Annotated in this window: 13 protein-coding genes; 4 read left to right on the plus strand and 9 right to left on the minus strand. The window is 55.4% G+C overall.

The window, feature by feature from the left end:
* Positions 1 to 58 precede the first annotated feature (58 nt).
* The 6 genes from JS46_RS06025 to purB all read right to left on the minus strand — a co-directional run bounded on the left by JS46_RS06025 (position 59) and on the right by purB (position 5466).
* The gene (locus JS46_RS06025; protein WP_033748969.1) at positions 59 to 1210 is read right to left on the minus strand and encodes an amidohydrolase; all 1152 of its coding nucleotides are present in this window, start codon (positions 1208 to 1210) and stop codon (positions 59 to 61) included.
* A gap of 50 nt (positions 1211 to 1260) precedes the next feature.
* A complete protein-coding gene (locus JS46_RS06030) occupies positions 1261 to 2022 on the minus strand; it encodes an amino acid ABC transporter ATP-binding protein (protein WP_033748971.1) in 762 nt (253 codons plus the stop codon).
* Positions 2023 to 2029: 7 nt separating this feature from the next.
* Positions 2030 to 2701, minus strand: a complete 672-nt coding sequence (locus JS46_RS06035; protein WP_033748973.1) for an amino acid ABC transporter permease — start codon at positions 2699 to 2701, stop codon at positions 2030 to 2032.
* Positions 2702 to 2763: 62 nt separating this feature from the next.
* The gene (locus JS46_RS06040) at positions 2764 to 3561 is read right to left on the minus strand and encodes an amino acid ABC transporter substrate-binding protein (protein ID WP_033748975.1); all 798 of its coding nucleotides are present in this window, start codon (positions 3559 to 3561) and stop codon (positions 2764 to 2766) included.
* A 34-nt stretch (positions 3562 to 3595) separates the two neighbouring features.
* Positions 3596 to 4099 (minus strand): GNAT family N-acetyltransferase, encoded by a 504-nt coding sequence (locus JS46_RS06045; protein WP_033748977.1) that lies wholly within the window; start codon positions 4097 to 4099, stop codon positions 3596 to 3598.
* A complete protein-coding gene (gene purB / locus JS46_RS06050) occupies positions 4096 to 5466 on the minus strand; it encodes an adenylosuccinate lyase (RefSeq protein ID WP_033748979.1) in 1371 nt (456 codons plus the stop codon). The genes JS46_RS06045 and purB overlap by 4 nt, the downstream gene beginning before the upstream one ends.
* 668 nt (positions 5467 to 6134) lie before the next feature.
* On the opposite strand from purB, the gene JS46_RS06055 reads away from it, so the two are divergent.
* The 4 genes from JS46_RS06055 (at position 6135) to JS46_RS06070 (ending at position 9980) form a co-directional block, all read left to right on the plus strand.
* Positions 6135 to 7085, plus strand: a complete 951-nt coding sequence (locus JS46_RS06055; RefSeq protein ID WP_033748980.1) for a LysR family transcriptional regulator — start codon at positions 6135 to 6137, stop codon at positions 7083 to 7085.
* Between the two features lie 153 nt (positions 7086 to 7238).
* Positions 7239 to 7991: an SDR family oxidoreductase gene (locus tag JS46_RS06060; RefSeq protein WP_051905582.1), complete on the plus strand. Its 753-nt coding sequence runs from the start codon at positions 7239 to 7241 to the stop codon at positions 7989 to 7991.
* A gap of 33 nt (positions 7992 to 8024) precedes the next feature.
* Positions 8025 to 9104 (plus strand): alkene reductase, encoded by a 1080-nt coding sequence (locus JS46_RS06065; RefSeq protein ID WP_033748982.1) that lies wholly within the window; start codon positions 8025 to 8027, stop codon positions 9102 to 9104.
* A 294-nt stretch (positions 9105 to 9398) separates the two neighbouring features.
* Complete coding sequence (locus JS46_RS06070) at positions 9399 to 9980, plus strand: helix-turn-helix domain-containing protein (RefSeq protein ID WP_033749111.1); 582 nt, start codon at positions 9399 to 9401, stop codon at positions 9978 to 9980.
* 23 nt (positions 9981 to 10003) lie between these two features.
* On the opposite strand, the gene JS46_RS23260 is transcribed toward JS46_RS06070, so the two are convergent.
* From JS46_RS23260 to JS46_RS06080, 3 genes are all read right to left on the minus strand, one after another.
* Positions 10004 to 10447 carry an acetyltransferase gene (locus JS46_RS23260; RefSeq protein ID WP_072010398.1) on the minus strand — a complete coding sequence of 148 codons (444 nt, stop codon included), beginning with the start codon at positions 10445 to 10447 and terminating at the stop codon, positions 10004 to 10006.
* 464 nt (positions 10448 to 10911) lie between these two features.
* Positions 10912 to 11121, minus strand: a complete 210-nt coding sequence (locus tag JS46_RS06075; protein ID WP_033748983.1) for a YdgH/BhsA/McbA-like domain containing protein — start codon at positions 11119 to 11121, stop codon at positions 10912 to 10914.
* Positions 11122 to 11367: 246 nt separating this feature from the next.
* The gene (locus JS46_RS06080; protein ID WP_033748985.1) at positions 11368 to 12822 is read right to left on the minus strand and encodes a YncE family protein; all 1455 of its coding nucleotides are present in this window, start codon (positions 12820 to 12822) and stop codon (positions 11368 to 11370) included.
* Between the last annotated feature and the right edge of the window lie 42 nt (positions 12823 to 12864).

Below are 12864 nucleotides of genomic sequence, written 5' to 3' on the forward strand. Positions count from 1 at the left end.
CGCGGGAATGCGGGGCAAGAGGGCGAACGCGCAGGCGTTCGCCCCGGATAGAAAAGAATCAAGCCAGCTTATTCAAGGCGTTAACCGCCAGCTGCGCCAGATACTGCGCGGTCGGGAAAAGCGCTTTATCGTCAACGCGGAACTTCGGGTGGTGCAGCGCCCAGGGCCCGCCGGAGCCGACCATCATAAAGGTGCCGGGGATCTTCTGCTGATAGAAGGCGAAGTCTTCGCCAATCGGGCTGGCGTCGATGCGGCGCGCCTCGAAACCGACGTCGCTCGCCTGCTCCAGCGCAAAATCGACCCACTCTGCGGTATTCACCACCGAAGGCGGGCCGGCGTGCCACAGGAACTCGATTTGCGCGCCGAACGCGGCGGCGAGCCCGTCCAGCAGCGCCCGGAAGCGCTGCTCGATCAACGCGCGCGCCTCGCTGCTAAAGGTGCGCACCGTGCCCTCCAGATACGCAGTATCGGGGATCACGTTCCAGGTGCTGCCGCTGTGGATCTGCGTGATCGAGACCACGGCGTTCTGATCTGACGGCACGTTGCGGCTGATCAGCGTCTGCACCGCGCTAATAATTTGCCCAACGATAATAATGGGGTCGTTGCCCTCATGCGGTTTCGCCGCGTGCGCGCCTTTGGCCGCCACCTTGATTTCAAAGCGATCGACCCCTGCCGTCAACGCGCCCTCTTTGCCGCCCACCACGCCCACCGGCAGGGTCGGATCGTTATGAATGCCGAAAATCACCGCGGCCTCGTCCAGCGCGCCGGTGGCGATCAGGTCGGGGGCGCCCAGACCGGTCTCTTCGGCTGCCTGGAACAGGATGCGCACGCGCCCTTTCAGCGACGCCGCCTGCTGCTGCAGCAGAATGGCTGCGCCCAGCGCGGCAGAGGTGTGAAAATCGTGACCGCAGGCGTGCATCACGCCCGCGTTCTCAGAGGCGAAGTCGACGCCTGACTCCTCTTCAATCGGCAGCGCGTCGATATCGGAGCGTACCACCACCAGCGGCCCCGCCGCCTCGCCAACCTCGGCCACCAGACCGGTTTTCAGCGGCAGATCGAGGATGCGGATGCCCGCCGCGGTCAGGGCCGCGCGGATTTTTTTAGTGGTTTCGAACTCCTGATTCGACAGTTCGGGAAAACGGTGCATGTCGTGGCGAAACGCCTGGATCTGGCTGGCAAGCGCCCGATCCTGCTCGCGGATCTCTTTCATATTATTTCCTTCCAGTGCGACGGCCTGCGGCAAAGTATGCGGCGGCACGCTTAAATATTGAAATCATCATTCGTGTCGATGTTAGTCATCTGGCGCAAAAAGCGGCGCGTTACCGGGTTGTCGGAGAAACTGATTACCTGTTCCGCCGGGCCCTGCTCGACGATATGGCCATCCGCCATAAAGATGACGCGATCGGCCACCTCTTTGGCGAACTGCATCTCGTGCGTGACGATGACCATAGTGGTCTTTTGCTGCGCCAGGCTCTTCATCACCTGCAGCACCTCGTGCACGCGCTCGGGATCGAGCGCGGAGGTCGGCTCGTCGAACAGAATGGCGCGCGGCTTAACCGCCAGCGCGCGGGCAATGCTGACACGCTGCTGCTGACCGCCGGAAAGGGTGATCGGATACTGATGCGCTTGCGGCGCCATACCGACCAGCTCCAGCAGCTGCATGCCCGTCTCGCTGGCCTGCGCTTTCGGCATCTTCTTCACCATGATCAAACCTTCGGTGATGTTCTCCAGCGCGGTTTTGTTGCGAAACAGGCTGTAGTTCTGGAACACCATGGCGGTCTGCCCGCGCAGCGCATGCTCTTCTTTCGCGCTGTAGCTGGCGGTGTCGAGCGCCACGTCGCCAATCTGGATCACGCCGGACTCCGGCTTTTCCAGTAAGTTGAGGCAGCGCAGCAGGGTCGACTTGCCGGAGCCGGAGGGCCCGATAATCGCCACCACTTCGCCTTCGCCGATAGTCAGGCTGATATCGTCCAGCACCACCTTGTCGCCGAAACGTTTATTGAGCTGTTTTACACTGATCATAAGAGCCTTAGCGTTGCAGTGAGTGACTGAGTTTTTTCTCCAGCAGCGCCTGTAGGCGGGCGTAACCGATAATCACCAGCCAGTAAATCAGACCTACTACGAGGAAGGTTTCAAAGTAGCGCAGCGACTCCGCCGCGATCATCTTGCCTTCGGCGAACATCTCCGAAACGCCCAGCGCAAAGGCGACCGAGGTATCTTTGATCAGCGAGATAAAGGTGTTACCGGTGGCGGGCAGCGCATTGAGCAGCGCCTGCGGCAGAATGATGCGGCGATAGATTTGCGCCCGACGCATGCCGATAGAGAGCCCCGCTTCCATCTGCGTGGGATCCACCGACGCCAGACCCGCGCGATAGATCTCCGCCATATAGGCTGAGGTCTTCAGGCTGAAGCCAATAATCGCGGCGGTGGTGGCGGACATGCCGGTCAGCGCCGGGAAGAGCTGCGGCAGGCCGAAGTAGATAATAAACAGCTGCACCAGCGACGGCATGCCGCGAAACAGCGAAATATAGAGCTCGACCAGCTTGCTCACCAGCGTGGATTTGCTGTTGCGCAACAGCGACAGCCCCAGGCCGATCACCATGGCGCACGCCATGGACACCACCGCCAGCATCAGGGTAACCGGCAGATAGCTGAGAATTTGCGGCGAGATTTTCAGCAGGTAATTAAAATCGAAATTCATAAAAAGCCCTTAACGACGTTTGCCACCCGGCGGTGGCAAACGTTGACAAGTAAACGCCAGGTTTAGTGAGACGGCTGCGCGGTGATATCTTCGCCGAAGTATTTTTCCGAGATCGCTTTCAGGCGGCCATCTTTGCGCATCGCATCGACCTCTTTGTCGAACGCGGCGCGCAGCTTGTCGCCCTTCTCATCTTTGTGGAACGGAAAGCCGACCGACTCGATCACCAGCGGCTGGCCGACAAACTTCAGCGGCAGCCCTTTCTGGTTGATCTCCGCCAGCAGAATCGGCCCGGAGTTGACGTAGCCCTGCACGCGGTTGTTGATGGCGTCGTTCATCGCGCCGTCGCGGCTCTCGTAGGTGCGGATAGTTACGCCGTTATCGCCGAAAGCTTTTTTCAGGTTGACCAGGTGGTTAGAACCGAGCACGCCGGCGATGGTTTTGCCGCGCAGGTCGTCCAGCGTGTTGATATCGGCGTTGCTTTTGTTGGTGACAATCTGGCTGCCGTAATAGCTGTAAGGGGTGGAGAAGTTATATTTGGCCTGGCGCGCCGGGGTGATCGCCACCACGTTGGCCACCGTATCGAGCTTGCCCCCCTCCAGCTGGCCCATCAGGCCGCTGAAGTCAGAGGTGACCCACTCGATTTTGTAGTTCAGGTCTTTAGCGATCGCTTCGGTGACCTCCACGTCGAATCCGGTCAGCTTGCCATCTTTTTTGAACGCGCCGGGAAAGCTCAGACCGGTCGCGCCGACGCGGATAGTGGATGCGTCGGAGCCGCCCTGTGCCGATTTGTCGCTGTTGTCGCAGGCGCTAAGCAGTGAGGCCGCCATTACGACGGACAGTGCGATTAACCCTTTTTTCATGGTGATCTCCCTGGTTTCTTATCTGCAGCCGCGCTTAGCGGGCGTGCTGTGAATGAAGGTTTTTTTGCATGTAAACGGTGATGTGGCCTTTGCCGAGGTCTTTTTTACTGACCTTCTCAAACCCCATCGCCTCGTAAAGCTGAATCAGCCACGGATGGCTCTCGGCGGTACCAAGGGAATAGGCTGGCGCGCGCAGCTGATCGCGCAGTACCGCCTGCTCCAGCCAGTCGAGCATCTTCACGCCCAGCCGCTGTCCGCGATAGTGCGGCGCGGTGGCGAACCAGCCGATATGCGGCAGCCCGAACGGGCCAGGCAGCGGCCCCCAGGGATAGCGCAGCGTGACCGACGCCACCAGTTCGCTGTCGCGGAACATGCCGTAGACGCCGTGAGCGGCGAGATGGCGCTGCATCTGCGCCGCATCGGCCGTAGCGGCATCGAATTTAATGCCCAGATCGCGCGCGGACGCATAGGCCGCATGCACCAGCGCGTAATAGGCCGCGGTATCGGCCTCGGTCAGCTGGCGGAAGCTGTCGCTCATGCCCGCATCTCCAGCAGACCCGACGCCTGCGCGGCGGCGAGCACCTCATCCACCTTGCGCGGCGCCGAACCGAGATAGTTCACCGGATCGAGCCAGCGGTTCAGTTCGTCGTCGCTAATGCTGTTGTCCATCTGCGGATGGGCGCGCAGCGTCTCTTTGAAGTCGCGCTGCTGTTCCCAGGCGTGCATGGCGCACTCGTACACCAGGTGGTGCGCGGTCTGCTTGCCCATCTTTTTACCCAGTTCGAACATCACTTTTTCCGACAGCAGCAAACCGCCCTGCATATCGAGATTACGGCGCATGCGCGCTTCGTTCACCGTCATGCCGCGCAGAATGGCGATGGCGTTTTGCAGCTGCGCCGAGAGGTAAATGCAGATTTCCGGCAGCGCGATCCACTCGGCGCGCCAGCTCATGGCGTCGCGCTCGTGCTCGACATGCATCGATTCATAAATCAGCGCGGCGCTTTTCAGCACCGGTGCGGTCAGGCTGGCCAGCCCTTCCAGCGCGGCGGGGTTGCGCTTGTGCGGCATGGTGGTCGAGCCGATCTTGCCGGCGGAGAACGGCTCCTCAATCTCGTTGATCTCGGTGCGCATCAGGTTGTAAAGCTCGTTGCCGATTTTGCCCAGCGTACCGCTGATCAGCACCGCCACGGAGGCGAACTCCGAGAAGCGGTCGCGCGCCGACTGCCAGCCGATATTCGGCGTCGCCAGCCCGAGAATATCGAGCGTGCGCTTTTCCACTTCCGGGCCTGACGGGCCAAAGGAGGCGTAGGTAGAGATGGCGCCGTTGATGTTGCCCGTGAGCGTGCGCGATTTGATCTCGTTAAGGCGGGTCAGATGGCGCAGGAACTCATCCAGCCAGACGGCCACTTTGAAGCCGAAGGTAGTCGGGAGTGCCTGCATGCCGTGAGTGCGGCCCACCATCGGGGTATGCTGATAGCGCCTGGCGACGACTGCGAGTTCATTCGCCAGCTGGGTCGCGTCGCGCTGAATAATGGCGAACGCGTCGCGCAACTGCAGTACGGTTGCGGTGTCGACGATATCCTGGGTAGTAGCGCCGTAGTGGATAAACTCGCCCGCCTCGCCGCACTGTTTTTGCAGCGCAATCAGCGTCGGCATCAGGGAGTGTTTCATCTGCGCGCCCTGCTGGGCGATTTCGTCGATATTCAGCTTCGACGGATCGGCGCGTTCGACAATGGTTTTTGCCGCCTGCGCCGGAATGACGTCAAGTTCGCCTTCCGCCTGCGCCAGCGCAACCTCGACCTGCACCTGCTGCCGCAGTCGGTTTTGCTCCGACCAGACGTCGCGCATTTCTGGTGTACCAAAATTGTTGCCAATTAAAAGAAAATCAATAATATGTGACGCCATCGTTTTGTCACTTATGTTGTTTTTACAGAGCCTTAAAATAACACCTCTAAACGGGCCTGGCCGATAATGGAAAGGCATATGTTATAGCGGTAAGTTATAACTCTGTGGCAAAAGCTTCTCTTCTCACGGCTCTGTGCAATAGAGGGCAAACTAGCCTTAGCCCTTGCCAGACAAGGAAAGCACGCGGTGTTAACCTGAGGAATGTAAACAAAAATCAATTTTCTTATTGCGTTTTTGTTATAAGCGGGGAGCTTTGCTGCGCTTTTTTTCAGAAAAGTTGCATTTCCCTTAATAATCATCCGGAAACAGGGGTTGATGCTAATTATCCTTTATCATGCGACCTGCCATTCTGCCGCCGCTCACGCACTGGGTGACGTAACCAACACCAGCCTATATCTACCCTAATGAGTGGCAATGAGCCAGAGGCTTGCCGGGTCTGTTTGTACTCCAGCGCGGGCGGCGGAGTCTTTTCGTCGCCTCGATGGACGCCACTCTCCGCGCTCAGGCGCGGTCCAAATAGCTGCATCGCTGCAAACGTCCGCAGCCGTTTATCGGTAGCAGGCGTTTTGTTTCAACCGCACGTTGTTACCAGCAATAGAGTAACTGTTCAATACAGGTTCCGTTTTATATGATTCACAAACCTGAATCTTTGATGAACAGATGCCTTTATGGAACAGATTACGATTGAACGCCTGACGGGCCTGATTGCATTTACGCGTGCGGCATCGCTCGGCAGTTTTTCTGCCGCCTCTAAAGCGTTGGGTATTTCTCCTTCAGCCGTCAGTAAAAGCATTGCGCGGCTTGAGAAACAGATGAGCCTGACGCTTTTTACCCGCACCACGCGCTCTTTACATCTGACGCAGGAAGGCCGGGTGCTGTATGAAAAAGCGCTCCAGCTGCTACAGGAAGCTGAAAATATTCAGCAGGCTGTCATCTCTACCCGAAGCCGTCCCTCTGGCCTGCTGCGAGTGACGGCGCCCTGGCCCATTGCCGTGCATATACTGGCCCCAGCGTTACCCGCCTTTCATGAACGCTATCCTGATATTTTTGTCGATATTCGTAGCAGCGATCAGGTCAGCGATATGGCGGCGGAAGGCATCAATATCGCCCTTCGGGTAGGGAGTATTCCAGATTCGCGCCTGATTGCTCGTCGGCTAGGTCATCATCGCGTCTGCGCTTTTGCTTCGCCCTCCTATCTCAACCGCAAAGGTATGCCCTCGCATCCTGATGAATTAAAGGATCACGACTGCGTTAATTTCCGCTTTCAAAGTACCGGGCAGGTATTTCGCTGGTCATTTAGTATCGAAGATGAAATTGAGGAGTACCCGGTCAACGCCTGGATGATGGCGGACGCGAGCGAAATCGTATCTGGCGTGATCGCGGCAGGCGGCGGCATTGGATTTTTACCCACCTATATGAGCGCCCATCACGTCAGAAATGGCGTTCTGGTACCTGTGCTGCCGGCATACGCCTTCAATCGGGCTTGGATCACAGCGCTATGGCCTGAGAGCCGCCGTAACAGCCTTAACGTACGGGCATTTATCGATATGTTAGGCGAGGTGTTTGCGTCGCCAACCGCCTGGGAACAGGAACTGATGGCCGTGAAAGAACCAATCTGAATCTCTGCCTGGGTGCGAGCCTAAATCTATAACCTGATTTGTTCCATAATGGCACTTACAAGGTGAGTATTAACGCCATTAAATCAGCAAATAAAATCTCCTAGTATGTCCGGGAAGAGTTAATAACCCACAACTGCATTCCCGGAGAAGAATATGAACATCACCAAAGACCTTCCAGTTACAGACAAGGCGCAGGGCATCGCTGGCAGCCATATCGTGATTTTTGGCGGCAGTTCTGGCATCGGCCTGTCGGCTGCGCGCCAGGCGAAGGAAGCCGGCGCCCGCGTCACTATTATCGGATCGGATGCGGCTCGCACAGCGAGTGTCGCTTTGCAGCACGGATTCGACTGGCGTAGTGCGGATGTTACCGATACAGAAGCCGTTAACGTCGCCTTGTCTGACATCGGCGCCGTGGATCACCTGGTTCTGCTGGCTGGGTCCTTTGTGGCAGGGAAAATTATGGATGCGAACACCGGCTATCTGCGCCGCGCGTTCGACGAGCGTATCTGGGCCTCGATCGATATTCTTCGCGCGCTTGGCGAGCGGCTGAGCGAAACGGCATCCGTTACCTTTATCTCGGGCATTCTGGCCGATCGCCCCAACGCCATCGGGACGGCTGTTCTGGCTGCCGCCTCCTCAGCGATGGAAGGTTTTGCCCGAGGCCTTGCGCTGGAGTTAGCGCCGCGCCGTTTTAATACGCTGTCGCCGGGCACCACCAATACGGCCCTGCTGGGACGTACGCTGGGCGACGCGCGCGACGGCTACGTTGCTTCCTTAAGCACGCAGCTTCCCTTAAAGCAGATTGTTTCCGCTGATGCGGCGGGCGCCGCCGTGCTGTTTCTCATGCAGAACCCGTTTATGAATGGCGAGGTGCTGCACATCGATGGTGGACAACGCCTCGTTTGAGACGTCCGGCTTTTGACCTGGAGATAAAAAATAATGCGTAAACTTTTTGAACCCCTGCAGCTGGGCGCTATCGCCATGCCTAATCGTTTTATTATGGCGCCTATGACGCGCGCTCGCGGCACGCGGGATAATGTGCCAACGGCAATAATGGCGGAGTACTACGCTCAGCGAGCGTCTGCAGGCTTAATCATTAGCGAAGCTATCGGCATTTCCAGACAGGGCCTGGGCTGGCCCTATGCCACTGGCATATGGAATGCAGAACAGATAGCGGGCTGGCAGCGCGTTACCTCGGCGGTGCATGCTGCAGGCGGCAGGATAATTGCGCAGCTGTGGCATATGGGCCGCGTGGTTCACTCCAGCATGGGCGGCGCGCAGCCTGTGTCGGCATCAGCAACCACCGCGCCGGGCCATGCTCATACCTACGCGGGAAAAACAGCTTATGAACAGGCGCGTCCGCTCGACCTCAGCGAAATCCCCGAGATTATCGAGCAGTATCGGCAAGCTGCCAGAAATGCCATCAATGCCGGCTTCGACGGCATACAGCTTCATGCCTCTAACGGTTATCTTATCGATCAGTTTCTACGCGACAGCGACAACCTCAGAACCGATAACTATGGCGGCTCAAGGCAAAATCGCATTCGTCTGCTGGCGGAGATTACCCAGGCGGTGTCAGATGAGATTGGCGCAAATCGGGTCGGCGTGCGCCTTTCTCCTAATGGTGAAACCCAGGGCATACGTGACTCCGATCCTGTGCCGCTTTTTCGCCTGGCGCTAGAGACGTTGTCAGATATAGGGATTGCTCACCTGGAGTTAAGAGAGCCACCCATTGATGGCACGTTTGGCGTGGGTGAGCAGCCTCCGCTGGCGCAGGCGCTGAGAGGCTCTTTTCGCGGTCCCTTAATCCTGAACTCGGACTTCAGCGTAGCCCGTGCTGAGCAGGCCCTGCTGGAGGGAACCGGCGATGCGGTCAGTTTTGGCCGACCCTTTATAAGCAACCCGGACTTTCCGTATCGTGTCGCTCAAGGACAGCCGCTTACGCCTGACGATCGCAACACCTGGTTTAGCCAGGGAAGAGAGGGCTACATTGATTACGCCTGGGGTGGCACTGATTAAATTGGCCTTACTGAGCCGAAATATCCCTGGTCCTGAGCCAGCCTGAGATTATCAGGCCAGGGTGTTTTTATTTAAATCGCATAAACACGCTGTAAGCCTTATTGGGTAATGGTGAATGTCCGCTTTGTGCCATAAGCGGCCATAATCGTTGCAAATTGATGCTCAAATGATGACGTGTGTTCTTAAAGGCGGAGACCTACTATTCGATGCCGGTTTTTATCAAACTTGTACAATCAATTATTCCAGCCTGATTTATGTAATGGCATAATCAGGCTGGCAAAAGTGAGGGTAAAGATGGATAAAACATCTAAAAATCAGATAGTAGATAGCGACATTGCACGTTTATTGCTTAAACACAGAAAGGCTCGCAACTTGACAGTAACTGAGCTTGCTCAACGTTCGGGCGTTAGTCAGGCTATGATTAGCAAGGTTGAACGAGGTACTTCTAGCCCCAGTGCAATGATACTTAGTCGTTTGGCTAACGCGATGAATATTACCTTATCAAAGCTTTTCGCAGAGCTTGAACTACAACAGAACTCACTGGTTCTCTTTTCTCATCAGCAACAGCACTGGACGGATGAGCAGTCAGGTATTACTCGCTGGTCTCTTTCCCCGGCAGGGGCATGTCCGGAACTTATAAGAGTTGAAATTCCTGCCATGGGTGAGCTGACGATACCCGCTTCGGCGAATGAACATCTTTCCGGGCAAACACTTTGGGTGCTGAGTGGCAGTCTTGATTTTCTGGTCAATAAACAGACTCATCATTTACGCGCCGGTGACTGTCTCGCCCTTACCTTTGCAAGCGAGTACCAAATGACTAACCCTGACAGTGAGCAGAGCTGTTCTTACATCGTCGCTTTTAGCCAAAAAGAATAATGAAATTTTCTCTGTCGCAATGGTTACATCTTATTAGCTGGTCTTAGATGCAACAGGGGGTATGGCCTCCCCTGATTGTCCCGCTCTGAACGCCCTGATACCTGAAAACCCATATGCTGATAAAACCCTACAGCCTGCTGGTTTTGTTCATTTACATCGACGCTTAGATCCGGATGCAGCGCCAGCGCATGTGAAATCAACCTTTTGCCAACGCCTAGTCCGCGAGCAGAAGCATCTACAAAAAGTGCCTCCAGATGACCATCATGCAAAAACATAAATCCCAGTGGTTGATCATCCCGATTTGTTGCAACCCATACAGGGGTTTTTGAAAAAAAGCTGACAACTTCTTTTTCGATTTCTTGTCGATCATGAGCTGTCAGAAAATCGTGCGTAGCATCTACGGAATTCTTCCAAATTTGTATAATTTCTGACGCTTCAGAGGGTCGGGATATTCTGATTACTAACATTTTTCAACCTTATGGTGATTTTTACCGGGTGCTTTAACGTACAAGAAGAGCCTGGTTAAATTTACTATAGTGAAATTAAATTCACAATAGTAAATTTAATTTCACTATAGTAAATTTAAAGCTCATATCGTTTGTTCCTTATGAGTAGTGCAAAGACTCTGCCTGGCCTGACCCTTTTTCATCATCTGCGACAAAGCTCCTGCTTTTAAACAAACGCCCGCTTCTCGCTCATACCCGCCCTCTAAGCCCTACGCATAAGCAGCTAAGTGCCACGTTTTTGAATAAGCGAATGAGCGTCAGAACCAGTAAAAACTAACTCAGCCGTTAGAGTTACTCTACTGCCAGCAGCAAAAAGTCCGTCAGAAACATTTTATCAGCACCGCCTTTTATCCCGCTATTCCTGGCTTGCGCCCAAAAACTGAAGGCCGCTTTCGCGGCCCTGAATCACCCACTAAAACCCTTGCTTATTTGTTCAACTTAGCAGAGATGTAGGCGCCATTATTGAAACGTGCACCTGTGATTTTGTATGAAGCACCTGCCTGATGTGCCTGAGCAGCAATCTGCGCTTCTGCAGCATCCAGAGTAGAGGCTGACGCGGTTACACTCTGAGCAAAACTACCGAATGAAACAGCAGAGAGAGCGATAACTGCAACGAAAGTTTTGATGTTTTTCATGATCTGTTCCTCAATGATTTATTTAGTTTGTAAGGCTATTTGCCTCGATGGATTAATCATGCGCTTACGACCCTCGGTTTAAAAGCAAAGAGATTTACTTAAAACACTCAAAAAATATGAATAAAAATTAGAGGCGTTTTTGCCGTAATAATCCGTAAAAAAACCCGCCATTTAGACGGGTAATAGTGAGCCAGAATTTCAGTCATGCCGACGCGTCATGGCTGGATTAAACACACTAGTGAAGTATTAGCGCGCCTGCACCTGGACGACGCTCCCCAACTGGCTGCCGTCGCTTTTGGCAATCACAAGGTAGCGACGTTCATCCGCGTGATGGGCCTCCACGATTTGCCGTATCGGGCCAACCGCGTTAACAATGGCCGCGCCAGCAGGGTTAGTCATAAAGCGCGTCAATGGTTCCAGCTCACCGCTGCCGTCGGCTCGCGATGACAATGCCAGCAGGTAAGGTTGTTTGGGTGCTAAACCCGTCGCCGACGCCTGCAGAACCTGCGTTATCCCTTGTTCAAACAGTGAAACCGTTGTCGTCGCCTGCGCATTTTCGGCAGCCCCCACGCTTCTCAACTGGAGATGCACTGCCTGGCCGGCTATCCCCAGAGGCTGCAAGCCCTGTATGCCATCCCCTTGCGGCACAGCGCCGGGCACATAGGCAACAGCCTGCGGTGCCTGTCCAATCGGGATGGTAGCCACTCTCTTGTAAGTTGTCGTATCAATGGCTGCAAGCGCATCGGCATTCTCCAGACCGACATAAATACGCTTCCCGTCACCAGATGGCCACAGGCCGTGCGGGAGATTTCCGACCGGGATGGAGGCCACCTGTGAGAAATCATCCGTGCGGTAGACGTTGACTCGGTTCAGACCACCGACGGTGACCCATGCAAAACTGCCTTTCGCGTTTTCTACGATGTTGACGTGATTGGTGATGGGGCCGGTATCCAGCGTTTTTAATATGTTGAATGGCGGCCTTGCGTTAAAGACCTGGACTTTCCCCGTGTCCTTAAGGGTAAACCATACCTGTTTTCCATCGGGAGTTGCCGCAATGTTCGGGCAGAAAGGGCTGGCCTGTTTTACCGAGCCGACAATGTTGTGCGTACTGACGTCAACCACCACGGTTTCCGGGTTAAACGAAGAGCAAACGTAACCGTACCGCCCGTCGGGCGAAAAGATCTGCATGCCCGGACCGCCAGGCACTTTAATGCGCGTCTTCTCTTCACCGCTGCTGGCATCAAGTACCGAAACGTAGTCCTCGCCACGGACCGTCACCCACACTTCTTTTCCATTCGGCGTAAAGAACGCCTCGTGCGGAGAACGTCCCACGTAAGTGATATGCCTGACTGCGTTGGTGGCAGTATCGATAAAGCTCACCGAATTTGAGCCAATCGAGACCACTACCAGCGTTTTACGATCCGGTGAAAATCCCATGCCGTGTACCAACACCTGGCCTTTGTACAGGGGACTGAGGTTTGCCGGCTGGGAATCGCCCAGTCGGATGACGCCGAGCAACTTATTACTGGCTGGATCGGTGACGGAGACCGTATTTGAGAACTGTTCTGCGGCATACACACGGTCATGGTGGCTGAGAGGGATCTCGGAGGCTGCAGCACCAAAGGGAGCCTGGCCTGCCATCGCGGGCCAGGCGGAGAACGCGACAGCGAAGGCAAGTCCGGTCCTTAATAACGTTTTCATTGCATCATCCTGTTTAGTGGGGTCTGTCAAAAGGAAGATCGG

The organism is Pantoea sp. NGS-ED-1003, assembly GCF_000738765.1.
In the GTDB taxonomy this organism is placed as follows: Bacteria; Pseudomonadota; Gammaproteobacteria; order Enterobacterales; family Enterobacteriaceae; genus Pantoea; species Pantoea septica.

Coding starts and splice junctions, on each gene's coding strand:
- JS46_RS06055 (WP_033748980.1), top strand. CDS start 6,135: ATGGAACAGATTACGATTGAACGCCTGACGGGCCTGATTGCATTTACG.
- JS46_RS23260 (WP_072010398.1), bottom strand. CDS start 10,447: ATGTTAGTAATCAGAATATCCCGACCCTCTGAAGCGTCAGAAATTATA.
- purB (WP_033748979.1), bottom strand. CDS start 5,466: ATGGCGTCACATATTATTGATTTTCTTTTAATTGGCAACAATTTTGGT.
- JS46_RS06040 (WP_033748975.1), bottom strand. CDS start 3,561: ATGAAAAAAGGGTTAATCGCACTGTCCGTCGTAATGGCGGCCTCACTG.
- JS46_RS06035 (WP_033748973.1), bottom strand. CDS start 2,701: ATGAATTTCGATTTTAATTACCTGCTGAAAATCTCGCCGCAAATTCTC.
- JS46_RS06065 (WP_033748982.1), top strand. CDS start 8,025: ATGCGTAAACTTTTTGAACCCCTGCAGCTGGGCGCTATCGCCATGCCT.
- JS46_RS06075 (WP_033748983.1), bottom strand. CDS start 11,121: ATGAAAAACATCAAAACTTTCGTTGCAGTTATCGCTCTCTCTGCTGTT.
- JS46_RS06060 (WP_051905582.1), top strand. CDS start 7,239: ATGAACATCACCAAAGACCTTCCAGTTACAGACAAGGCGCAGGGCATC.
- JS46_RS06070 (WP_033749111.1), top strand. CDS start 9,399: ATGGATAAAACATCTAAAAATCAGATAGTAGATAGCGACATTGCACGT.
- JS46_RS06045 (WP_033748977.1), bottom strand. CDS start 4,099: ATGAGCGACAGCTTCCGCCAGCTGACCGAGGCCGATACCGCGGCCTAT.
- JS46_RS06025 (WP_033748969.1), bottom strand. CDS start 1,210: ATGAAAGAGATCCGCGAGCAGGATCGGGCGCTTGCCAGCCAGATCCAG.
- JS46_RS06080 (WP_033748985.1), bottom strand. CDS start 12,822: ATGAAAACGTTATTAAGGACCGGACTTGCCTTCGCTGTCGCGTTCTCC.
- JS46_RS06030 (WP_033748971.1), bottom strand. CDS start 2,022: ATGATCAGTGTAAAACAGCTCAATAAACGTTTCGGCGACAAGGTGGTG.